Origin of the sequence: Pseudonocardia terrae, assembly GCF_021343995.1 — a bacterium.
GTDB lineage: Bacteria > Actinomycetota > Actinomycetes > Mycobacteriales > Pseudonocardiaceae > Pseudonocardia > Pseudonocardia terrae.
Map to the genome: position 1 here is coordinate 16,866 of NZ_JAJTTE010000019.1, position 21,567 is coordinate 38,432.

Sequence of the window (21,567 nt, forward strand, 5' to 3'; positions counted from 1 at the left end):
GTGCGACCGGTGGGCGCGCGCCCGGAGCAGAGCCGAGCCGCGCCCACCGGCCTCCCGCCCCGAGGCACAGGAGCCGACATGGACCCCTTCCCGGGACCTTCGCACGGAACCCCCGCCGGCCTCCGGCGCGACCACGGCACGTCCGGCCTCGACGAGAAGGATCTCGCCGGCGCCAGGATGCAGTGGCGATCGGTGGCGGAGACGCTGTTCCCCGCCCTGATGACGGACCCGGCCGGCTACGCCGGCGCCGTCGAGGCCATCGGCGCGGTCGCCGCCGCGTTCACGGCCCGTTCCGCGGGCCTCGCCGAGCTCGCGGCCGCCTTCGCCGAGCCGGAACGATGCCTCGCCGACCTCGGGGTGCCGATGCGGCCCGGTGTCCCGCCCGTCCTGCTGGTCGCCACCGCGTGCGCGATGCGCGAGCGGGTACTGATCACCGAGGACGTCCGCCGCTGCCGGGCCGAGGCCGTCCGACGCGCGCGCGAGGCCGGTCGGTGCTGGGCGGTGCTGCAGGGCCCGGACCGGGTGGAGGAGCTCACCGGTGGCGGCACCGGCGGGCCGTCGGCCTGCTCCCACCTGCACCTGCCCTCCGGGACCGAGCTGCGCGCGACGATCGACGCGTGGTCGACCTCGCCCTTCCGCGTGGACGTGATCCCCGCGGACGGCGGCGCGCCGTCGGGCGCCGCGTTCGGGCGCCGTGAGCCCTGGCTCACCGAGTTCGCGCAGCGGCGGAGCGAGATCGAGCAACGGGCGGGTTCCGGCCCGCGCCGCGGACAGGAGTGACGTGAGCATCACACACCCGGGCAGCGGGGAAGCCGTCCTGCGGTCGGCGCCGGACGTCGCCGCACCACGCCGCGAGACGTGCCGCATCGCCCGCACCGACGCGGACCGGGACCTGCACCACCGGGTCCGGCGGGCGGTGTTCGTCCAGGAGCAGGGACTCTTCCGCCGGTCCGACCGGGACCCGCTCGACGAGAGCGAGGACGTGGTCCACGTGCTCGGGCTCGTCGACGGCGTCGCGGCCGGCGCGGTGCGCCTCTACCCGTGCCGCGAGAAGGACCCTCGCGACGGGCTCTGGAAGGGCGACCGGCTCGCCGTCCTGCCCGGCAGGCGGGCGGGGCACCTCGGCGCGGCCCTGGTCCGGTTCGCCGTGTCGACGGCGGGTGCGCTGGGCGGACAGCGGATGCGTGCGCTCGTGCAGGCGCCCAACGAGGTGTTCTTCCACCGCCTCGGCTGGACCTCGACCGGCGGCCCCGTGGACTACCTGGGCGTGCCGCACGTGCGGATGGAGATCGCGCTCGGCCCGTGAGCCGGCGTCGCTCACCGGGTGCGGCGGTCGGGTGTGACCAGGCGGCCGCGCTCGACGAAACCGTCACGCAGGTCGGGCGGGAGCCGGCCGGCCACGCGGGCGCGCGCCTCGTCCCGCGGCCCCGGTTCGCCGAGCTGCGCGATCAGGAGGTCGGAGCCCGTGGTGACCGCGAGCCGCGCCGCCTCGGCGGGTCGGTCGAGATGGTGCAGGGCGAGCGCCTCGTACTTCGGCGACTGGAACCGGCGTGCCTCCGCGAGCAGCTCCTCCGCCACCGAGCGATCCCACCGGGCCCGCATCTCGAGCAGGCGCATGACCGCGCGCGGCCGGAACGGGAGCGGCACGTCGAGCATCGGACGGGCCGACTCGACGAGCGCTGCGGCGTCGTCCGTCCGGCCGCGCAGCAGGTCGCAGTCCGCCATCGCGAGCAGGGCGTGGAGCTCCTGCTCGAGCTCGAGCGCTCCCCCGCCGCGCCGGGCGAGCTCGACGGCGGCCTCGGCGTGGTCCCGGGCCCGCTCGACCTGCCCGAGCTCCTGCCACACCCACGACGTCGTGGTCTCGACGCCGGCGCGGTAGAAGGTCAGCTTCTCCGCGTCGATCAGGCTGCGTGCCGACCCGAGGGCCCGCAGGGCGCCCGCGAAGTCGCCGGAGTTGCCACGGGCGAGGGCGGTGAAGAACAGCGTCTGCAGCAGCGGCCGGAACTCCCCCGTCCGGCGGCACAGCATCGCGGCCCGCGCCAGGACGTCCTGGGCCTCGCCGAACCTGTCCTGGTGCTCGAGCAGCGCACCCCGGTAGGCGAGCGCGACGGCCGCGGCGGCGTCCTCGGGGTTCGCCGCCAGGACGCGGTCGTAGGCCGCCTCGGCGCCCGCGTAGTCGCCGTCCCAGTGCCGGACGCGGCCGAGGAGCAGGCTCGCGCTGGGCAGCGCGCCGGGGGCTGCCGCCGCCGTCTCCGCGAGGTGCGTGGCCTGCTCGGCGAGGCCGACGGCGCCCATCGCATCGCGGGCGTAGAGGGCGTCCCACCCGAGCTGTTCGAGGGCCTTGGCCTCCAGGTCGAGGTCCCCGACGTCACGGGCGAGCCCGAGTGCGGTCTCGTGGTCGGCCCGGGCGTCGTCGTACCGGCCGAGGTCGGACCGGACCTGCCCGCGGCGCAGGTGCGCCGCGAACAGCTGCGCGTCGTCGCCGCCCGCGGCCGCCGCGGCGACGGCACGGTCGAGGAGCCGTTCGGCGTCGGACTGCGCGAACACCAGGTGTGCGGCCTCGGCGGCGGCCGTCCAGGCCTCGGCGGCCCCTCGGTGGTCGCCGGCGGCCGCGAGCTGCTCCGCCGCCGCCTCCGGCTTCGTTTCCAGCAGCCGGGCGGCGCGGCGGTGCCGGCTGATCCGCACCGGTTCCGCCACCGACGAGTACGCCACCTGGCGCACGACGTCGTTCGCGAAGCGGAAGTCCGCCCCCTGCTCGGTGAGCAGACCGGCCCGGATCGCCCGCGCCGCAGCCTCGGCGCACGCCTCGACGTCGGTCTCGGCCAGGGCGGCCAGCTCGTCGAGGCCGAACGCCGTGCCGAAGATCGACCCCAGGGCGAGCAGCCGCTCGACGGCGGTGCCCGCGTGCTCGATGCGTGCGGCGACGGCGTCGTGGAGGCTGTGCGGGATCGGGAGGTCGTCCGTCCTCCCGCCGACCGCGGGGGCCCGGAGCACCTCGGTCACGAAGAGCGGCGACCCTCCGGTCCACGACCAGATGCGGTCGGCGTCGAACGGCAGCCCGGACTGCGCGACGAGATCGGCGACGTCGGTCCGGCTCAGCGGCCGCAGCTCGACGACGGACGCGACGTCGCGCAACGCGGCCGTGACCGCGGGGTCCTCCGTGGTGTCCTCGGTGAGCAGGACCATCATCCGGCTGCCCCGCCAGTGCTGGGTCAGGACGTGCAGTGCCTGGAGCGTGGAGTCGCTCGCGTGCTGCACGTCCTCCACGGCCAGCAGCAGCGGCTGGCGCGTCCCGAGCCGGACGAGGAACCCGCTGAGGGCGTCGAGCCCGCGCAGGTGCTCGAGCTCCGGACCGGCCCGCTGGTACGGCGCCTCCCCGACCACGTCCGCGACCTCGGGGATCAGCGAGGTGAGGGTGCCGAGCCGCGCGCCCGCCAGCTCCCTGATCTCCGTCGCGGTCATCCGGTGCACGAGGGCCCCGACGAGCTGGACGACGGGCTGGAGGTACAGGGACTTCTCGGCCGCGTAGCAGGCGACCTGGACGACGGTCGCCCCCGCGTCGCCGGCCTCCGCCAGGAGCGCGCGGGCCAGCGAGCTCTTGCCGAGGCCGGCCTCGCCGGTGAGGACCACCATGGACGGAGAGCCCGCGCTCGCGGCCGCCCACCGCTCCCGCAGGGTGCGCAGCTCTGCGTCGCGGCCCACCAGGGCCCGGCCGGTGGGTCCGTCGCGGTCGGACCACCGGGCGCCGACGGCCTCGGCGCGGAGCACCGACAGGTGCACCGCCTGGATGCCGGGCGAGGGGTCGATGCCGAGGTGCTCGGCGAGCGCCTCGCGGAGGGCGCGGTAGATCACCAGGGCTGCTCCCGGGCGGCCCGCGCGCTGGTGGGCGAGCATCACCACCCGGCAGGCCTCCTCGTCGAGCGGGTCCCCCTGCAGCACGGCGGAACCGACCTGGACGGCGGTGTCGAACGCACCGAGCTCGAGCGCCGCCCTGCTCCACAGGAGCCGGGCTTCCTGCAGCCGCGCCGAGACCCGGTCCCGCAGGGCCCGGACCCACCGGTCCGCCCGGTCGCCGGCCAACGGCGTGTCGGCCGCCAGGAGCTTCACGGCCTGCTCCCCCGCGGCCGCGGCCAGGGCGAAGCGGCCCCGCCCGAGCTCCGTGTCCGCCTGCTGCACCAGCTCCACGGCCTCGTGCAGATCCACCACGACCGACTCCGCGGTCAGCCGGTACCCGGCGGGCGACCCCTCGATGCGCTCGCGGCCCAGCGCGCGCCGGAGCCTGCTGACCAGCGCCGCGACGTTCCGGTCGACCCGGTCCGGCGGGTCCGCGTCGGGCCACACCGCGTCGACGAGCTGGTCGAGGGGGACGAGCTCGCCCGCCCGGAGGGCGAGGACGGCCAGGACGCGCGCGGCCTTCCCCGTCGGCACGGGTGCGTTCAGCCCGCCCTCGACGGTGAAGGGTCCGAGCACGCAGATCCGGAGGACCGGGACCACCCGATGAGCCTACCCGGAGATCGGCGACGAGGCCTAGCCGTTCTCCTACTATGGTAAACGTCTGTAACCTATGATGAAGTTCGGCCGAGGTTCCGGAGGCAACGACGCTATGCCGAAGACTGCCGTGGTGGCCTTGGGGGGCAACGCGATCACCCTCAGCGGCCAGGCCGGGACGTTCGCCGAGCAGGTGGCGAACGCCCGCGCGATGGCGGGTGCGCTGTGCGCCGTGCGCGACGCCGGGTGGAACGTCGTGGTCGTCCACGGCAACGGCCCGCAGATCGGGAACCTGGCGATCCAGCAGGAGGAGGGCGCGGACCGCGTCCCGGAGCTCCCCCTGTTCTGGCTCGACGCGATGACGGAGGGGCAGATCGGCTGCCTGCTGACCCTCGCCCTGCGCGAGTGCGGTGGCCCGGACCTCCCCGGGATCGTCGCGGTGGTGACCCACACCCGGGTCGAGCCCGACGATCCGGCGTTCGGGCGCCCGACCAAGCCGATCGGTCCGTTCTTCGACGAGGACACCGCCGGGCGGCACGTCCGCGAGCGGGGCTGGACCGTCGGCGAGGACTCCGGCCGGGGGTTCCGCAGGCTGGTCCCCTCCCCCGAACCCCACGAGATCGTCGAGCTCGACGACATCCGGTCCCTGGTGGACCGCGGGTCCGTGGTGATCGCCGCCGGGGGTGGCGGGATCCCGGTGGTGCGGGAGGGGCGCACCCTCCGCGGGGTCGAGGCGGTGATCGACAAGGACCTCGCCGCGGAACGCCTCGCCACCTCGCTCGGCGCCGACGCCCTGGTGCTCGTGACCGCCGTGCCCCGGGTGATGGTCGGCTTCGGGACCCCCGACGCACGTCCGCTCGTCGTCGTGGGCCTCGCGGAGCTGCGCTCGCTCGCGGCCGACGGCCAGTTCCCGGAGGGCAGCATGGGCCCGAAGGTCCGCGCCGCGACCCGGTTCGTCGACGCGACGGGCGGCACCGCGGTCATCACCGACACCGAGCACCTCGTGGCCACGCTCGTTCCCGGCGCCCCTGCCGAGGAGAAGGGCACCCGCGTCCTCCCCGTCGCCTCCCCGCTCGGAGCAGCATCGTGACCACGTCCGTCCGGATCCACCGCGACACCTACGTCGACTCGGTCGTCCAGCTCGCGGGCACCCGCGCCCTGCGGGCCGCGCCCGAGGTCGAGTGGGCCACCGCCGTCATGGCCACGCCCGCCAACGTCGCGACCCTGCTCGCCGAGGGGTTCGACGGCGACGACCTGGCGCAGGCGACCGCCAACGACCTCGTGATCGCGGTCCGCGCAGGTAGCGGGGCGGCGGCCGGAGCGGCCGTCGACGTCGGCGAGCGGGCGATGTTCGAGCGCCGCGGCGGTCCCGAGCAGGCCGAGGTCCCCGTCCGGTCCCTCGACGACGCCCTGCGCCGCGCCCCCGGGACGAACCTCGCCGTGGTGTCGGTGCCGGGCGAGTACGCCGCGCTGGAGGCGCACAAGGCGCTGTCGGCGGGGCTCGACGTCCTGCTGTTCAGCGACAACGTCTCGGTGGAGGACGAGATCGAGCTGAAGGACCGGGCGGCCGCGCTCGGTCGCCTCGTGATGGGTCCCGGCGCCGGGACGGCGATGCTGGGCCGCACCTGCCTCGGGTTCGCGAACGTCGTGGCCGACGGCGCCGTCGCGGTGGTGGCCGCCGCGGGCACGGGCGCGCAAGAGGCCGCGACGCTCGTCGACCGCTGGGGCGCCGGGGTGTCCCATGTGGTCGGCCTGGGTGGACGGGACCTCGGCGCCCGGGTGGGCGGGCGGATGGCCCGGGCGGCGCTCGACGGCCTGATCGCCGACCCGGGGACGGAGCTCGTCCTGCTGGTCTCGAAACCGCCGGACGTCGCGGTGGCGCACGAGGTCGTGCGCGCCGCCGGCGGCAAGCCCGTGGTCGCCGCGCTCATCGGGGTCCCGGAGGACTTCGCCGCACCCGAGGGCGTGACCGTGACGCGGACGCTGGAGGCCGGCGCACGGGCGGCGGTCCGGGCTCGCGGTCTCCCCGATCCCGACGTCGCGCCCGGTCTGGCCGACCGGGTCCGCGAGGCGATCGCGGACCTCGGACCTGGGCGCACGCTGGTGCGCGGGCTGTTCTCCGGAGGGACGCTCTGCTTCGAGTCCCTGGTGATCCTCGCCGACGTCCTGGGCGACGTGCACTCCAACACCCCGCTGCGGGCCGACCTCGGACTGCCGGCCCCGGCCGGGGCGCACGTGTGCCTGGACCTCGGCGAGGAGGAGTACACGCAGGGCAGGCCGCACCCCATGATCGACCCGAAGGCCCGTATCGAGCTGCTGCGCGAGCAGGCCGCGGATCCCGCGGTGGCCGCCGTCGTGCTCGACGTCGTCCTCGGCTACGGGGCGCACCCCGATCCCGCCGCCGAGCTCGGTCCCGTCTGCGCGGAGATCGCCGCCGCGGGCGGTCCGAAGGTGATCGTCTACGTCCTCGGCACCGAGCGGGACCCGCAGGGGATCGAGCGGCAGCGCCGAGCGTTCGCCGACGCGGGCTGCCTGGTCACCGAGACCGCCGCCCGGGCCTCCCTGGCGGCGGCCGCCCTCGCCCTGCGCGACCCCTCGCTGGCGGAGAAGCCGCTGTGAGCCCGCGGATCGCGCTCGTGTCCTACTCCGTGAAGCCGCGCGGCGGCGTCGTCCACACGCTGTCCCTGGCCGAGGCCCTGCACCGCCGGGGCGCGGACGTCCGGCTGGTCCTGCTCGGCGACCCGGACGTCCCGCTGTTCCATCCGACGCCGGTGCCGCACACGATCCTGCCCGCTCCGACCCACGCCGGGACCACGCTCGACGACCGTGTCTTCGCCGCGATCGACACCCTCGAGGCCGGGCTGGCGGAGCTCGCCGGGCAGGTCGACGTCGTCCACGCGCAGGACTGCATCGCCGCCCGGGCCGCCGCACGCGTCCGGGACGCGGGTGCGCCCGTCACGCTCGTCCGCACCGTCCATCACGTCGACGACTTCCGCACCCGCACGTTGATGGACTGCCAACGCGCGGCCATCGTCGAGCCCGACGTCGTCCTGGTCGTCAGTGAGCAGTGGCGGGACATCCTCCGGGCGGACTACGGCCGGGAGGCCACCGTGGTCCCGAACGGCGTCGACCCGGACCGCCTGCCCGCGCCCGGCCGCTCGCTCAGGGCCGCCCTGCGGACGCGGGTACCCGCCGGCCGCTTCCTCCTGCTCGGCGTCGGCGGTGTCGAGCCGCGCAAGGGCACCGTCCACGCGTTCCGGGCGCTCGCACAGGTGAAACGGGAGCGCGGGCCGGTGGCGTCCCTGGTCGTCGTCGGCGGCCACTCCTTCCAGGACCACGCGGCCTACCGCGAGGCTGCGCTCGGGATGCTGCCCGAACTCGGGCTCGTGCTCGGCGAGGACGTGGTGCTCGCCGGGACGGTGAGCGAGGAGGAGCTCGCCGGCTGGTTCCACACCGCCGACGCGCTCTGCTTCCCCTCGGTCAAGGAGGGCTGGGGCCTCGCGGTGCTGGAGGCCCTCGCGGCGGGGCTCCCGGTCGTCGCCTCGGATCTGCCCGTCTTTCGCGAGTACCTCACCGACGGCGTCGACGCGCTCCTGCCCCCGGTCGGGGACCACGGGGCGATCGCCGACGCGATGCTGCGGCTCGTCGACGAACCGCGGCTGCGGTCGGCTCTCGCCGCGGCAGGCGCGGCGATCCTGCCGCGCTTCACGTGGGAGGCCAGTGCCGCCCGGCATCTCGAGATCTACGACGAGCTCCGGGTCGGCAGCCGGGTTTGACGCCGCCCGGTCCGGACCGTGAGGGCCCGCCGCCGGACGCCCCCGACGCCCGGTCCTGCCGGCGCGGGGGCGTCCGCCCGTCAGTGATCGGCAGGAACGTCGTGACCGTGACCGTGCCCGTGCTCCCGGTCGTGGTCGTGTCCCGCCGGCCGGGCGGCGAGCCACCCGGCCCGTTCGGTGATGTCGCGGTTGCCCAGCGTCCCGTCGGTGACGAGCACGTCCTCGAGCGCCCCCAGCCAGTGGACGTAGTAGCTCCAGATCTCGTCCCCGGAACGGTCCGCCTCCCACGCCCCGATCCGGGCGATCAGCGCGGCCTGGAAGGCCGGCCAGTCGAAGGCCCCCGCGTCGTGCAGCGCCACGGCCATGCCGAAGGCCCGTGACTCCCACGGCTCGGCGAAGACGAGCTCGCCGTTCGCCCGCGGCGGCGCCCCCGGCCCGTCGAGCGCCAGCGGCGCGAGCGCACCCGCGCTCACGGGGCGGCCACCTTCGCGACGCCGACCAGCGCGTCACGGCCGATCAGGGGCACGAGCTCCTCCTCGCTGAGGCCCTCGGTGCCGGCCGGCCGCTCGGGCAGGACCAGCCACCGCACCTCGCTGCTGGAGTCGCGGACCACGATCTCCACGTCGTCGTCGAGCTCGAGACCCATCTCGGCGAGGACCGTGCGCGGCTCGCGGACCACCCGGGCCCGGTAGACGGGGTCCTTGTACCAGGAGGGCGGGAGCCCGAGGACGGGCCACGGGTAGCAGGAGCACAGGGTGCACACCACGACGTTGTGCCGGGTGGGCGTGTTCTCGACGACCACGATGTGCTCGCCGTTCGCCCCGCCGCCCCAGGCGACCTCCTTGATCGCCTCGGTGCCGTTCTTCAGCAGCCGTGCCTTGTACTCCGGGTCCACCCAGGCCCGCGCGACGACCCTGGCCCCGTTGAGCGGGCCCACATCGGACTCGTACTTGGCGACGAAGCCGTCGATCACGTCGGTCTGCACCAGGCCCCGCTCGGTGAGCAGCTGTTCGAGGGCCTCGGTGCGCAGGGCCGGGGACAGCCGCTCGGTGCCGAGATCGGCCGGGTCGTACTGGGTGGTCATGAGGCGGGCTCCAGGTAGCTGTCGTACATCTCGATGGTGAGCTGGAAGGGTTCGGCCTCGGGCCCCCACAGCTCGCGGGAGTCGAACCGGACCGAGTAGACGTGCTGGGGGTTCTCGCCCCGGAACAGGGCGTGGGTGTCCGGCAGGAGATGGCCGGGCTGCACCATCTCCACCGTGCCGGTGCGGCCGCACGCGTAGTCCGGCAGCCTCGTGAACTCCGGCCCGGCCGCGGCCACGGCACGCACGCGGTCCCCGACGCCGAAGCGCGGCGCGTCCTCCACCTCGCGGAGCGATCCCGCCGCCGTGGGTGCGTAGTCGGGTTTGGACGGCTCGGGCGCCGGTGGCTCCTCCGTCTCCTCCCCCCGCAGTCGCCTGGCGCGGGCGTTGACCGCGCCCTCCGCGAGGATGCCGCTCTCGGTGAGCATCAGCTCGGCGGCGTTGAGCCAGCGCCCGTAGTAGCCGTCGTCGAAGTAGGCGGCGGGCCCGAGCCGGTCGAGGCTGTGTCGGAACGCGTCGAGGTTGCGCCCCGAGATCCGGCCCATGGTGAACGCGGTGAGGGCGAAGGCGCGGCCTTCCCACGGCTCGGCGAAGACCGGTTCGTCCGCCGGCGGCGGGGCCGCCGCGCCCCAGCCCTCCTGACCTCCGAGGTCGGCGATGCCGCCCACCTGACCACCTCCACATGTCGGATGCTCTAGCCGACTTCTACTATAGTGAACAGACTGTGGTCCAGGACACCGCCCGGCCGAAGGCGACTGCCCCGGACACCGAGCCGCAGCCCGAGCAGGAGCGCCTCGCCCGACGAGGCCCCCGTCGCGGCGAGCCGGGCCGCGCTCCCCGGGTCCTCGTGATGACCCACCAGGTGCCCGAGGGCCTCGTGCGCCGGGGCGATCGACTCGCCCCGGGCGGCCCAGCCCAGGAACGCGGCGGCGAGGGTCGTCGTGGCGACGGCGGCGACGCAGGCCAGGAGCTCGTCCTCCACCGCAGGTCCGCCCCGAGCCCGCGCCACGAGGAGGAGTCCCGCGAGGACGTCGTCGCCCGCGGGTGTGAGCCCTGGACCGCGGCCGCCGATCAGCGCCGCGACCTCCCGGACGTCGGCGGGGCCGACGGCGTCCGACAGGAGCCCGGGCGGAGGGAGCAATGCGGACCGGGTGGGTGCATCCAGGCCCAAGGTCCATCCCGCGCCCCGCACCGCTCCGCCGTCGACCGCCACCGCCTGCCCGGGTGACACGGGCGGGAGGCGTGGGGCGCAGCGCAGGTGCAGCGGGCCGGGAGGGGCCGATGGGTCCGTCACCGCGACGAGTCCACCGTCGATCGCGAGGTAGAACGCCTTGCGATGGACCGAGTGCACCCTCGCGACGCCCGCGCGCCCCAGCAATGACCGCGCCCCGCGGCCGATGTCGACCGTCCGGAACGCGGAAGGGCTCATCGGGCTCAGCTCCCGAGGCGTTCCCCGAGGGCGCGCAGCGCCGCCGCGAAGCACTCCAGGGGTGCGGTCGCCACCCCGGCCCCGACCTGCCCGGTTCCCGCGGCGGCGTGGAGGATGCCCGTCGTCACCTTGGGGGTGATGCCGGTCTCGACCACCTTCCGCACGTCGATCCCGAGCGGGGTGCCCTCGAACTCCAGCGGCGGGAGGGTGAACCGCGAGCTCGTCCCGGCACAGATCGCCCGGAACGAGCGGGTGGCCTCCGCGGCGCCCGCCATCGTGCCGCCGAGGAAGGCCGCCACCGCTGCCGAACCGCCCGCCGCGGGACCACCCATGCCGGTCAGTTCCAGGACCGCGCTGTCCCCGACGTCGCGGGCGGCGGTCTCCGGGCCGAAGCCGGAGTAGTAGAGCGCGTCGCCCACGGGTGGCGCCTCGCAGAGGTGCCAGTCGGGGCTCCCGGCCAGCTTGATCCCGAACGTCGTCCCGTTGCGGGACATCGTGGTGACGATGCTGGAGTACGGCACCTGCTCCGCCCACAGCTGCAGCGACTTGGCGGCGGCCATCGCGGCGTTGAGGAAGAACAGGTGGTTGCCGGCCAGGTACGACGCGAAGGGCCCGCGTGCCGCCTCGGGAAGCGACGCGAGGTGCGGCAGGACGGCCCGGGTCAGCAGGTTCGTCGCGGCCTGCGTGCGCATGTGGAGGTCGTCGCCCATCGTGATGCCCTGGGCGGCGAGGGCCAGCAGGTCGATCGGCCCGGATCCCGCGAGCACGTGCGCCAGGGCGTCCCCCGCGACGTCGGCGAGGAAGCGGAGCCGGGCGATCGCCGCGTCCGTCTCCCGGCCGAACCAGGCGACCTCCCCGGGTCCTTGGTTGACCGGTGCGTAGGCGCGCGTCCCGCCCTCGCGGTTCTCCACGACGAACACCGGCTGGGACGGTCCGACCGCGCTCGCCATCGGGACCACGGTGTCGTGGTGGTTCGCGGCGTCGAGCGCGACGTCACCCCGCGCGAGCAGCCCATCGGCCTCCGCGACGTCGACGGCCCAACCCTCCGCGACCACCGCGGCCCGCATCGACCGGCGCAGCGGGTCGCAGGCCTCCGCGTAGTCGATCGGGGGCCCGCAGTGCAGCAGCGTGCGGCCCGTGTAGCCCGGGACGTCGGCGATCCGTCCCATCGCGACGAGCTGTGGCACGCCCTCGTCCAGCCGCCGCACGACCTCCCGGTTCGCCTCGTCGACCACCGCGGCGTGCCGTCCGAACAGTGCCGTCAGCAGGCGGACGGCAGCGGGGTCGCCCCCGGCGGGGATCCGCCAGTCGACCTGCTGGACAGAACCCCCTTGCTCGCGGATCGCCTCGGCGAACATGGGCAGGCCGACGGTGACGACCTCGACCTGCTCGGGGAGTGCCACACGGGGCATCGTCGCCTCCGGTCTGCGCTTCTTATAGTAGGAAGCAATACACTATAGGAGACGCTCATCGGAAACGAGTCCCTGCCGCGGGGCTCGGGGCCCGCCGGGCCGTGATCCTGTGTGAGGGCTCGTGGCCGATCCGGTGTCGTGGTCGTGCCGACCCGCGTCCGAGGCGACCTACCTCGCCTGGCTCGACTGCCGGGACCCGTGCCGGGATCTCGGCCTCGGCGACGACCCTGCCGCCACCTTCCTCGACCGCGGGCGCGTCGCCGTCAACTCCGGCCCGACCTTCGCCCCCGGCGGCGCCGGCCACCCCCGCCTCGATCTCGCCACCTCGCCCGACCTGATCACCGAAGCCGTCCATCGGATGGCCGCCGCGGTGCGGCCGTCGTCGGGTGCCGAACGAGCCTGCGCGACACCGTGATTCAGGCGTGCACCAGCTCCCCGACCGCGCGTTCGAGGAGGAGGTCGCCGACCACGACCTCCTCCAACGGCAGACCGAGGACGCCGGCCGCACGTTGCGCCGCCGCGCGGAGGTTCGCGGTCGGGTGCTGCGCGAGCCAGACGACGCGCCGGTAGTGGCCGAAGTAGTCGTCGCGCAGCTCCGGGTACCGGTCCAGGCCGAGCTCGACGACGACCGAGCGGTGGAAGGACGCCACGAGGTAGTCGGTCACCACGTACGTGCCGGGTTCCGCCTCGAGCACCGCACGCATCCGCGCGGCGCCGGCGAAGACCGAGTAGCAGTCGGTGCCCGGCAACCGGCGCACGCCGAGCCGGGCGCACAGGTCGTCGAGCGCGCCGTAGGTGCCGCAGTCCGCGTACCCGACGGCGACCCGCGCGTAGCGCGGCCGCAGCCGCGACACCTCACGCTCGACCGCGGCGGCGATCCGCTCGGGCCGGTTGTGCAGCAACGGAGGAACCGGGACGACGTCGACGGGCCAGCCGCGACGTCCCGCGACGTCGGCGACGTGCCGGGCGATCGCCCCGCAGGCGACCACCGCGACCCGATCCACGACGGGACGGCCCACAACGGACCGGTTCACGACGGCCCGGTTCACGGCGGCCAGGTTCACGACGGCGCCACCCTCAGACCGGGAAGGCGAGGCGTTCGACGAACCGGTCGTTGAAGTCGGCGCGGTCGGAGAGCTCGACGTAGTGCACCTCCTCCAGCAGTGCCTGCGCCGCCGCCCGCTCGCGCACCGACAGCAGCGCCATCTTGGCCCCCTCCCCCGCGACGTTGCCCGCGCTCACGATGCGCAGCAGCGCGACCTCGGGCACCAGCCCGATCCGCACCGCGGCGGACGGGCCGAGGTAGCTGCCGAAGGATCCGGCCAGCAGCACCTGGGTGACGTCGGTGGCGGTCAGCCCCTGCTCCTCCAGCAGCAGCTGCCAGCCCGTGGAGATCGCCGCCTTGGCGAACTGCAGCTCGCGGATGTCGCGCTGGGACAGGTACAGCGCCTCGGCAGGATCACCGTCCGGGTCGTCGTCCCGGAAGTGCAGGACGAAGACCCGCTCCTGGCCGACCTGCCGCAGCCGCGTGGCCAGCCCGGGCGGGACGCCCGGCGCGTCCGGCGCGACCAGGCGCCCGGAGGCGTCGACGAGCCCGGCCGCCACCATGGCCGCCACGGCGTCGACGAGGCCGGACCCGGCCAGCCCGACCGGCTCGACGTCCCCGATGACCTGCAGCACGACGTCGTCGTCGCTGATCTTCACGCCCTCGACCGCGCCGGGCGCGGCCCGCATCCCGCAGCGGATGGCCGCGCCCTCGAACGCCGGCCCGGCGGGCGCGGCCGTGGCGAGCAGCCGGTCGCCGGTCGCGAGCAGGATCTCGCAGTTCGTGCCGATGTCGATGAAGAGTCGGATGCGGCGGTCGCGGTCCATCCCGGAGGCGAGTGCCCCCGCGACGATGTCGCCGCCGACGTACGCGCCGAGCGCCGGGAACACGTAGGCCCTGGCCCGCGCGTGCACCCGCACCCCGAGGTCGGCGGCCGTGAGGTCGTCGAACGAGCGCGAGGCCATCACGAACGGGGCGACCCCCAGCGGCTCGGGGTCCAGCCCCAGCGCGAGGTGGGTCATGGTGGCGTTGCCCGCCACCGCGATCTCGTAGACCTCGTGGCGCTCGACGCCGCCGTCGGCGCAGACCTCGCCCGCGAGCTGGTCGAGCCCCTGGTGGGCCAGCGCGGTGAGCCTCTCCAGTGCCGTGGGGTCGGTCATCGTCGCGCTGATCCGGGTGATCACGTCGGCCCCGTGGGACTGCTGGGGGTTGAGCCGCGACGCGACGGCGACCGGCGTCCCGGTGGCGAGGTCGAGCAGCGTCGCCACGACGGTCGTCGTGCCGAGGTCGAAGGCGATGCCGAAGAGCCGCCCGGTCGTGTCCCCTGGCTCGACGTCGACGAGCACGTCGTCCACGACGACCGCGGTGACCGTGTGGTCCGCACCGTGGTCGGCAGTGTGGTCGGTGGTGCGCAACGCCCGGGCCAGGCCCCGGATCGCCGGCAGGTCCACCCGGAGCTCGAGGTCGGGAAGCGCGTCGCGCAGACGCTCGAGGTCGGTCCGCTGGTCGGCGAGGGTCGGCTCGGGCAGCGTCAGGCAGCGCTTCTGCAGGGCGGGGCGAAGGATCACCTGGCGCCCGACGCCGACGGTGGCCGCCTTCGGCCGGGTGACCAGCGGCGGCACCTCCACCCGCAGGTCCTGCTCGGCCCGGGCGCGGCAGGCCAGGCGCCAGCCCGCGCGGAGCTCCTCCGGGCCGAACGCGCGCGGATCCAGCCGGGACACCGTGACGTCGCCCTCGACGACCCGCATCCGGCACTTACGGCACGTGCCGTGGCCTCCGCAGGTGGAGTCGACGGCGATGCCGTTCCAGCTGGCCGCGTCGAACAGCGTCGCCCCGGCGGGGACCCGCACCTCGCGAGGGCGGGCCCCGTCCGGGTCGAACCGGATGCGGACCCGGTCCGGCGTGGGCGGCTCGGGGAGGGCGGTCACGGTCAGGCCGTCTTCCCCGCCGCGGCCGCCGCGCGCGCCCGCGCGATCCAGGCCGCGCCCCAGTCGTCGTTGCCGAGCAACAGGTCCGCGGCCTTGACCGCCTCGACGATCTGAGGTGCCCGCACGTCCATGATCGCGCTGGTCAGCCCGCAGGACATGGCCATCGGCAGGAACGTCGCGCCCAGCGCGGGGCGCCCGGGCATCCCGAAGGAGACGTTGGAGGCGCCGAGGGTCATGTTCAGGCCGAGCTCGTCGGAGATCAGCTCGATCGTCCGCAGCGTCGTGCGGACCAACGTCGTGTCCGCCCCCACCGGCATGGCCAGCGGGTCGACGACGATGTCCTCGACCGGGATGCCGTACTCGCCGACGGCGATGTCGAGGATCTTGCGGGTGATCTCCAGCCGGCGCTCCGGCTCGTCGGGGATCTCGTCCTCCTCGTTGGGGAGCGCGATCACCGCCGCCCCGTGCCGGGCCACGATCGGCAGGATCGCGTCCAGCCGCTCCCGTTCGCCCGTCACGGAGTTCACCAGCGCCTTGCCGTCGTAGGCCGCGAGCCCCGCCTCGAGCGCCTCGACCACGGACGAGTCGATGACCAGCGGTAAGTCGGTGAGCCCCTGCACCATCGTGACGGCCTTGGCCAGCAGCTCGGCCTCGTCGGCGAGCGGGACGCCCATGTTGACGTCCAGCATCGTCGCGTCGCCGGCGACCTGCTGCGCGACGTCGACCTCGATGCGCGAGAGATCGCCCCGGCGCAGCTGCTCGGCGAAGATCTTGCGGCCGGTCGGGTTGATCCGCTCACCGATGAGGCAGAACGGTCGGTCCGGACCGATGACGACCTCACGGGTCGCCGAGCGCAGAACGGTGTGCATCAGACCCCCACGGCGGCACGACGGGCGGCGAGCAGTTCCTTGGCCTTGCGGACGGCGGTGGCGGCGTCGGCGGCGTAACCGTCGGCCCCGACGGCGTCGGCGTACTCCTGGGTGACCGGCGCGCCGCCGACCATCACGATCACCCGGTCGCGCAGGCCGGCCTTCTGCAGCGCGTTGATGTTGGCCTTGAACATCGGCATGGTCGTGGTGAGGAACGCGGAGAAGCCGACGATGTCGGGGTTGTGCTCGTGGATCCCGGCGATCACCTTCTCCGGCGACACCTGCACGCCGAGGTCGATCACGTGGAAGCCCGCGCCCTCCAACATGATGTTCACGAGGTTCTTGCCGATGTCGTGGACATCGCCCTTGACGGTGCTCATCAGGAAGGTGCCGACGGTCTGCGCACCGGTCTCGGCGAGCAGCGGCCGCAGGATGTCCAGCGCACCGCTCATCGCCTTGCCCGCCACCAGCATCTCGGGGACGAAGAAGTCACCGCGCTCGAACCGCGCGCCGACCTCCTCCAGCGCGGGGATCAAGGCGTCGAACAGCATCGACTCGGGGGTGAGGCGGGCGTCGAGCCCCGCGTGCGTCAGCTCGAGCACGCGTGGCTTGTTGCCGACGAGCGTCTCGTCGTAGAGCCCACGCAGGATCTCGTCGTGATCCATCAGGCGAAGCCTTCCTTCCGTCCTGGTTGGTGCCCCAGCAGCGCGGACAGCCCGCGCAGCTCGGCGACGATCGCGTCACCGAGCTTGGTGATGCCGTTGTCGTTGATCCGGCTCGTGGGCCCGGAGACCGAGACGGCGGCGACGACCGAGCCGTCGACGGCCCGCACCGGAGCGGCGACCGCGGTGAGCCCGAGCTCCAGCTCGTCCAGCGAGGCGGCCCAGCCCCGGCGACGCACCTCGACGAGGGCGTGCTCGAGCTGCGCACGGTCGACCGGCGAGTGCGCGGTGCGCCGCTCCAGCTGGCCGGTCGGCAGCGGGAGCGCACCGTATGCGTAGAGGACCTTGCCCGAGGCGGTGCAGTGGGCGGGCACGTCGACGCCGACCCAGTTCGTGGCCCCGACCAGGTAGCGGCTGTCGACCTGGTCGATCGAGACCAGCTGACCACCGCGCGGCACGGCGAGGTTCACCGTCTCCCGGGAGAGCACGGACAGGTGCTCCATCGTGGGGCGGGCGAGCTCGGAGAGATCGTGCAGCGCGCTCGGCCGGGCGGCGTGCAGCGAGAACAGCGCGCCCGGGCGGAACGCGCCGGCCCGGTCGCGGTACACCAGCCGGCTGCGCTCGAGCGCTTGCAGCAGCCGGGAGGTGGTGGACTTCGCCAGGCCGAGCTCGTCCACCAGCGAGCTGAAGGTGCGCGGCGCCCCGGACTCGACGATGAGACCGAGCAGAGCGCTTGCGCGTTCGACCGCCTGACTGCCCGTCTGCGCCGCCATGAGTGCCGTCCAAAGTTTCACATTATGGAACCCGAGTTCCCACGTTGGCGGCTACTGTGACGCCGGTCTCCCAGCCCGTCAAGAGCGGAGAAGCACATGTTCCGCAACGCGATGCCCCGCTACGAGATCCTCTCCCCCGACGCGATGGACACCCTCGATACCGGCTGGCGCCGGCTGGTGTCCGAGATCGGGGTGGAGTTCGGGTCGGCGCGGGCCCTCGAGCTGTTCCGCCAGGCCGGGCAGAAGGTCGAGGAGTCGGACGGACACGGGATCGTCCGGTTCGATCCCGACTTCGTGCTCGAGCAGGTCGCCAAGGCGCCGCGGTCGTTCGACGTGCAGGCCCGCAACCCGGCCAACACCGTGCACATCGGCGACGACTCCATGGTGTTCGGGGCCGTCTACGGTGCGCCGTTCGTGCGCGAGGGCGAGGTGCGCCGGGACGCCAAGATGGACGACTTCCGCAACCTCACCCGCCTCGCCCAGAGCTTCAGCGCCCTCGACTCGGCCGGCGGGGTGATCTGCGAGCCGGAGGACGCGCCGCTGGACTCGCGGCACCTGGACATGACCCACGCGCTGCAGACGCTCACGGACAAGATCTACATGGGGAACGTGGTGTCCGGGGTCAACGCCGCCGACACGCTCGCCATGACCGAGATCCTCTTCGGCGGCCGGGACAAGATCGAGGCGACCCCCGCCACGATCTCGATCATCAACTGCAACTCGCCGCTGCGCTGGGACGAGCGCATGCTGGAGGCCCAGTTCGCCTACAGCGAGGCCAACCAGGCCGTCGTGCTCACCCCGTTCCTGCTGATGGGGGCGATGTCGCCGGTCTCGATCCCGGCGACCCTGGTCCAGCAGATCGCCGAGGCGCTCACCGGCGTCGCGCTCTCCCAGCTGATCCGGCCCGGCAGCCCGGTGATCTTCGGGTCGTTCCTCTCCAACATCGACATGCAGTCCGGCTCGCCCTGCTTCGGCACGCCGGAGTCCGCGATCGGGCTGCTGTGCACCGGGCAGATCGCGCGCCACTTCGGGCTCCCGGTGCGCTCGGGCGGCGGCCTCACCGCGAGTCAGACCCCCGACGCCCAGGCCGGGTACGAGTCGTTGATGACCATGCTCCCGACCTTCCTCGCGGGCATCAACTGGGTGATGCACGCGGCGGGCTGGCTGGAGTCCGGGCTCGTCACGAGCTACGAGAAGTTCGTGCTCGACGTGCAGGTGCTGGAGATGCTGCAGCACGAGTTCACGCCGCTGGAGATCGACGAGGCGTCGCTGGCGTTCGACGCGCACGACGAGGTCCGCCACGGCGGCCACTTCCTCGGGGCGGCCCACACCATGGAACGGTTCCGCACCTGCTTCTACCGGCCCTTCCTCAGCAGCTCGGAGAACTACGAGCGCTGGATGCGCAGCGGCGCGAAGGACGCCGCCGCACGGGCACGGGACGTCGCGCACAGGACGCTCGAGGAGTACGAGCCCCCGCCGCTCGACGACGCGGTCCGCGAGGAGCTCACCGAGTACGTGACCCGGCGCCGCCGCGAGCTGGGCGACTAGGAGGACCACCGATGGCCAGTACCGATGCTCGCTCCGCAGGCTCCGCTCGTGCCGTCCCCGCCACCGCCCGCGTCGTCGTGATCGGCGCCGGCATCGTCGGCAACTGCCTCGTGCACCATCTCGCCCGCCTCGGCTGGCGGGACATCCTGCAGATCGACAAGGGCCCGCTGCCCAACCCCGGGGGTTCCACCGGGCACGCCTCGAACTTCATCTTCCCGGTCGACCACTCGCGCGAGATCACCGACCTCACGCTCGACTCGATGCGCCAGTACAAGGAGCTGGGCGTCTTCACCGAGTCGGGCGGGTACGAGGTGGCCCGCACCGAGGAGCGGATGGAGGAGCTGCGCAGGCGCATGTCGTCGGCGCGGGCGTGGGGCATCCCGGCCGAGCTGGTGACGCCGGACCACGTCGTCGAGCGGGTACCGTTCCTGGACAAGGACGAGATCCTCGGGGCGTTCTGGACGCCCTCGGTGGGCGTGGTCGACTCGCTGCGCGCGGGAACGCTCATGCGGGAGTCGGCGCAGGCCCTCGGCGCGCTCACCGTGGTATCGACCGTCGAGGTGCTCGGCATGGACGTCGAGCGCGGGCGGATCCGGCGCGTGCGCACCACCGGCGGCGACATCGAGGCCGAGACCGTCGTGATCGCCTGCGGGGTGTGGAGCCCGAAGCTGGCTCGGATGGCGGGCGCGGCCATCCCGCTCACCCCCGCCGTCCACCAGATGATCTCGGTGGGACCGATCCCGCAGCTCGCCGAGCGGCCCGGCGAGATCTCCTTCCCGATCATCCGCGACATGGACACGTTCTGCTACGAGCGCCAGCACGGCGCGGACATGGAGGTGGGCTCCTACGCCCACCGTCCCATCCTGTGGGACCCGGAGGACATCCCGTCGATCGACCAGGCGCGCCTGTCCCCCACCGAGACGCCGTTCACGGCCGACGACTTCGACCCGCAGCTGGAGCAGGCGCTCGAGCTCATGCCGGACGCCCTGGGAGCCGACGGCGCCGAGATCCGCTACGCCATCAACGGCCTGCTCTCGCTGACCCCCGACGGCGCCCCGATCCTCGGCGAGACGCCCGAGGTGAAGGGCCTCTGGTCGGCGGCGGCGGTGTGGATCAAGGAGGGTCCCGGGGTCGGCCGGGCGGTCGCGGAGTGGATGACCCACGGGTACTCCGAGATCGACCTCCACCACTCCGACATCGCGCGCTTCTACCCGCACCAGCGCACCCGCCCGCACGTGCGCTCGCGCACCTCGGAGGCGTTCAACAAGACCTACGGCATCGTGCACCCGGGCGAGCAGTGGGACGGGGAGCGCGGCAAGCGGCTCGCCCCCATGCACGCCGCGCAGCGCGCCGCGGGCGCGGAGTTCTTCGAGACCGTCGGCTGGGAACGGCCGATGTGGTACGCCTCGAACGAGGCCCTGCTCGGTGAGTACGGCGACGCGGTCATGCCGCGCGAGCACGAGTGGGACTCCCGTTGGTGGTCGCCGATCATCAACGCCGAGCACCTCGCCATGCGGGACCGCGCCGGCATCGTGGACCTGTCCGCCTTCGCGATCTTCGACGTCGTCGGGCCGGCCGCGGAGCAGGCGGTCCAGGGGATCGTCGTCGCGCAGGCCGCCGTGGCGGAAGGCCGGGTGATCTACACGCCGGTGCTCGACGCGAACGGCGGCTTCCGGTCCGACCTGACCGTGATGCGACTGGCCCACGACCGCTACCGGGTGGTCACCGGTGGCCTCCACGGCATGGCCGACCTGAAGTGGTTCGCCGACCACCTGCCCGCCGGCGCCGCGATCGTCGACCAGACCTCGGCGTTCACCACCATCGGGCTGTGGGGACCGAAGGCCAGGGACATCCTCGGCCGCCTCACCGACGCGGACATCTCGCACACGGGTTTCCCGTTCCTCACCTGCCGGGGCATCACGCTCGGCAGCGTCGCGGTGCTCGCGTCCCGGATCTCCTACGTCGGGGAGCTGGGCTGGGAGCTCTACGTCCCCATGGAGCAGGGCGCCCGGGTGTGGGAGCTGCTGCACGAGGCCGGGCGGCCGGACGGCGCCGTCCCGGTCGGGATCGGCGTCTACGGCACCACCGGTCGGCTGGAGAAGGGCTACCGCGCCTTCGGGTTCGAGCTGGACGGCGAGCGCACGATCGTCGAGGCGGGGATGGCGCGGCCGAAGGTGAAGGAGGCCGACTTCGTCGGGCGCGAGGCGTACCTCGCCCAGCGGGCCGCCGACCCGCGGACGGTGCTGTGCACGCTCACCGTCGACGACCACCGCTCGGCGAGCGGCCGCAACCGCTACATGCTCGGCGGCGAGCCGATCCTCACCCGCGACGGCGGCGCCCTCACCGACGGCCACGGCCACCACCCCTACGTCACCTCGGCCGGGTCGGCCCCGTCCCTCGGCAAGCACGTCCTGATGGCCTACCTGCCGCCGGACCAGGCGGTGATCGGCAACCGGCTCGCCGTGTCCTACATGGAGGAGCTCTACCCGGTGACGGTCGGCTCGGCCGACGCCACCCCGCTGTTCGACCCGGCCAACGAGCGGATCAGGGGTTGAC

The 21,567-nt window shown here is 74.0% G+C and carries 19 protein-coding genes; 8 read left to right on the forward strand and 11 right to left on the reverse strand.

Annotation, left to right across the window (positions count from 1 at the left end; genetic code table 11):
• Nucleotides 1-78: 78 nt before the first annotated feature.
• Together LWC33_RS14700 and LWC33_RS14705 are read left to right on the forward strand one after the other, a co-directional pair.
• Nucleotides 79-780, forward strand: coding sequence for a hypothetical protein (locus LWC33_RS14700; RefSeq protein WP_233304936.1), 702 nt, complete (start codon nt 79-81; stop codon nt 778-780).
• Nucleotide 781: 1 nt separating this feature from the next.
• Nucleotides 782-1,306: an MSMEG_0567/Sll0786 family nitrogen starvation N-acetyltransferase gene (locus LWC33_RS14705; RefSeq protein ID WP_233304937.1), complete on the forward strand. Its 525-nt coding sequence runs from the start codon at nt 782-784 to the stop codon at nt 1,304-1,306.
• Nucleotides 1,307-1,317: 11 nt separating this feature from the next.
• On the opposite strand, the gene LWC33_RS14710 is transcribed toward LWC33_RS14705, so the two are convergent.
• Entirely contained in the window at nt 1,318-4,494 is a 3,177-nt protein-coding gene (locus LWC33_RS14710; protein WP_233304938.1) for an ATP-binding protein, read from the reverse strand.
• A 109-nt stretch (nt 4,495-4,603) separates the two neighbouring features.
• Between LWC33_RS14710 and LWC33_RS14715 the strand changes: the two genes are divergently transcribed.
• Genes LWC33_RS14715 through LWC33_RS14725 form a run of 3 tightly spaced genes read left to right on the forward strand, consistent with a single transcriptional unit; the run spans nt 4,604 to nt 8,264 of the window.
• Nucleotides 4,604-5,578, forward strand: coding sequence for a carbamate kinase (locus tag LWC33_RS14715; protein WP_233304939.1), 975 nt, complete (start codon nt 4,604-4,606; stop codon nt 5,576-5,578).
• Nucleotides 5,575-7,107 (forward strand): AllF/FdrA family protein, encoded by a 1,533-nt coding sequence (locus LWC33_RS36010; protein ID WP_233304940.1) that lies wholly within the window; start codon nt 5,575-5,577, stop codon nt 7,105-7,107. The genes LWC33_RS14715 and LWC33_RS36010 overlap by 4 nt, the downstream gene beginning before the upstream one ends.
• Nucleotides 7,104-8,264, forward strand: a complete 1,161-nt coding sequence (locus tag LWC33_RS14725) for an MSMEG_0565 family glycosyltransferase (RefSeq protein ID WP_233304941.1) — start codon at nt 7,104-7,106, stop codon at nt 8,262-8,264. The genes LWC33_RS36010 and LWC33_RS14725 overlap by 4 nt, the downstream gene beginning before the upstream one ends.
• Before the next feature lie 80 nt (nt 8,265-8,344).
• Here LWC33_RS14725 and LWC33_RS14730 read toward each other — a convergent pair whose 3' ends face one another.
• Genes LWC33_RS14730 through LWC33_RS14750 form a run of 5 tightly spaced genes read right to left on the reverse strand, consistent with a single transcriptional unit; the run spans nt 8,345 to nt 12,186 of the window.
• A complete protein-coding gene (locus LWC33_RS14730) occupies nt 8,345-8,737 on the reverse strand; it encodes a nitrile hydratase accessory protein (protein WP_233304942.1) in 393 nt (130 codons plus the stop codon).
• Nucleotides 8,734-9,348, reverse strand: coding sequence for a nitrile hydratase subunit alpha (gene nthA, locus LWC33_RS14735; RefSeq protein ID WP_233304943.1), 615 nt, complete (start codon nt 9,346-9,348; stop codon nt 8,734-8,736). Before nthA ends, LWC33_RS14730 begins: the two co-directional genes overlap by 4 nt.
• Nucleotides 9,345-10,013 carry a nitrile hydratase subunit beta gene (gene nthB, locus LWC33_RS14740; RefSeq protein ID WP_233304944.1) on the reverse strand — a complete coding sequence of 223 codons (669 nt, stop codon included), beginning with the start codon at nt 10,011-10,013 and terminating at the stop codon, nt 9,345-9,347. Before nthB ends, nthA begins: the two co-directional genes overlap by 4 nt.
• A 26-nt stretch (nt 10,014-10,039) precedes the next feature.
• Nucleotides 10,040-10,774: an oxamate carbamoyltransferase subunit AllH family protein gene (locus tag LWC33_RS14745; protein ID WP_233304945.1), complete on the reverse strand. Its 735-nt coding sequence runs from the start codon at nt 10,772-10,774 to the stop codon at nt 10,040-10,042.
• A 5-nt stretch (nt 10,775-10,779) separates the two neighbouring features.
• The gene (locus tag LWC33_RS14750; protein WP_233304946.1) at nt 10,780-12,186 is read right to left on the reverse strand and encodes a YlbE family protein; all 1,407 of its coding nucleotides are present in this window, start codon (nt 12,184-12,186) and stop codon (nt 10,780-10,782) included.
• Between the two features lie 121 nt (nt 12,187-12,307).
• Here LWC33_RS14750 and LWC33_RS14755 point away from each other — a divergent pair, with 121 nt between their 5' ends.
• Nucleotides 12,308-12,601, forward strand: coding sequence for a hypothetical protein (locus tag LWC33_RS14755; protein ID WP_233304947.1), 294 nt, complete (start codon nt 12,308-12,310; stop codon nt 12,599-12,601).
• Between the two features lies 1 nt (nt 12,602).
• On the opposite strand, the gene LWC33_RS14760 is transcribed toward LWC33_RS14755, so the two are convergent.
• From LWC33_RS14760 to LWC33_RS14780, 5 genes are read right to left on the reverse strand one after another with little or no spacing between them, the layout of a single operon-like run.
• Nucleotides 12,603-13,250 (reverse strand): DUF1638 domain-containing protein, encoded by a 648-nt coding sequence (locus LWC33_RS14760; protein WP_233304948.1) that lies wholly within the window; start codon nt 13,248-13,250, stop codon nt 12,603-12,605.
• A gap of 13 nt (nt 13,251-13,263) precedes the next feature.
• Entirely contained in the window at nt 13,264-15,159 is a 1,896-nt protein-coding gene (locus tag LWC33_RS14765; protein WP_233304949.1) for an ASKHA domain-containing protein, read from the reverse strand.
• A 2-nt stretch (nt 15,160-15,161) separates the two neighbouring features.
• Nucleotides 15,162-16,028: a dihydropteroate synthase gene (locus LWC33_RS14770; protein WP_233304950.1), complete on the reverse strand. Its 867-nt coding sequence runs from the start codon at nt 16,026-16,028 to the stop codon at nt 15,162-15,164.
• Nucleotides 16,028-16,693, reverse strand: coding sequence for a cobalamin B12-binding domain-containing protein (locus LWC33_RS14775; protein ID WP_233304951.1), 666 nt, complete (start codon nt 16,691-16,693; stop codon nt 16,028-16,030). The genes LWC33_RS14770 and LWC33_RS14775 overlap by 1 nt, the downstream gene beginning before the upstream one ends.
• The gene (locus LWC33_RS14780) at nt 16,693-17,463 is read right to left on the reverse strand and encodes an IclR family transcriptional regulator (RefSeq protein ID WP_233304952.1); all 771 of its coding nucleotides are present in this window, start codon (nt 17,461-17,463) and stop codon (nt 16,693-16,695) included. Before LWC33_RS14780 ends, LWC33_RS14775 begins: the two co-directional genes overlap by 1 nt.
• Nucleotides 17,464-17,559: 96 nt before the next feature.
• Here LWC33_RS14780 and LWC33_RS14785 point away from each other — a divergent pair, with 96 nt between their 5' ends.
• Together LWC33_RS14785 and LWC33_RS14790 are read left to right on the forward strand one after the other, a co-directional pair.
• Nucleotides 17,560-19,011, forward strand: coding sequence for a trimethylamine methyltransferase family protein (locus LWC33_RS14785; RefSeq protein ID WP_233304953.1), 1,452 nt, complete (start codon nt 17,560-17,562; stop codon nt 19,009-19,011).
• Nucleotides 19,012-19,022: 11 nt separating this feature from the next.
• On the forward strand, nt 19,023-21,566 hold the full coding sequence (locus tag LWC33_RS14790) for a GcvT family protein (RefSeq protein ID WP_233304954.1): 2,544 nt from the start codon (nt 19,023-19,025) through the stop codon (nt 21,564-21,566).
• Nucleotide 21,567: the final 1 nt, after the last annotated feature.

Excerpts from the sequence above, each read along its gene's own strand:
- LWC33_RS14745 (WP_233304945.1), bottom strand. The coding sequence starts at position 10,774 with ATGAGCCCTTCCGCGTTCCGGACGGTCGACATCGGCCGCGGGGCGCGG.
- LWC33_RS14750 (WP_233304946.1), bottom strand. The coding sequence starts at position 12,186 with ATGCCCCGTGTGGCACTCCCCGAGCAGGTCGAGGTCGTCACCGTCGGC.
- LWC33_RS14770 (WP_233304950.1), bottom strand. The coding sequence starts at position 16,028 with ATGCACACCGTTCTGCGCTCGGCGACCCGTGAGGTCGTCATCGGTCCG.
- LWC33_RS14790 (WP_233304954.1), top strand. The coding sequence starts at position 19,023 with ATGGCCAGTACCGATGCTCGCTCCGCAGGCTCCGCTCGTGCCGTCCCC.
- nthA (WP_233304943.1), bottom strand. The coding sequence starts at position 9,348 with ATGACCACCCAGTACGACCCGGCCGATCTCGGCACCGAGCGGCTGTCC.
- LWC33_RS14775 (WP_233304951.1), bottom strand. The coding sequence starts at position 16,693 with ATGGATCACGACGAGATCCTGCGTGGGCTCTACGACGAGACGCTCGTC.
- LWC33_RS14780 (WP_233304952.1), bottom strand. The coding sequence starts at position 17,463 with ATGGCGGCGCAGACGGGCAGTCAGGCGGTCGAACGCGCAAGCGCTCTG.
- LWC33_RS14700 (WP_233304936.1), top strand. The coding sequence starts at position 79 with ATGGACCCCTTCCCGGGACCTTCGCACGGAACCCCCGCCGGCCTCCGG.
- LWC33_RS14715 (WP_233304939.1), top strand. The coding sequence starts at position 4,604 with ATGCCGAAGACTGCCGTGGTGGCCTTGGGGGGCAACGCGATCACCCTC.
- LWC33_RS14785 (WP_233304953.1), top strand. The coding sequence starts at position 17,560 with ATGTTCCGCAACGCGATGCCCCGCTACGAGATCCTCTCCCCCGACGCG.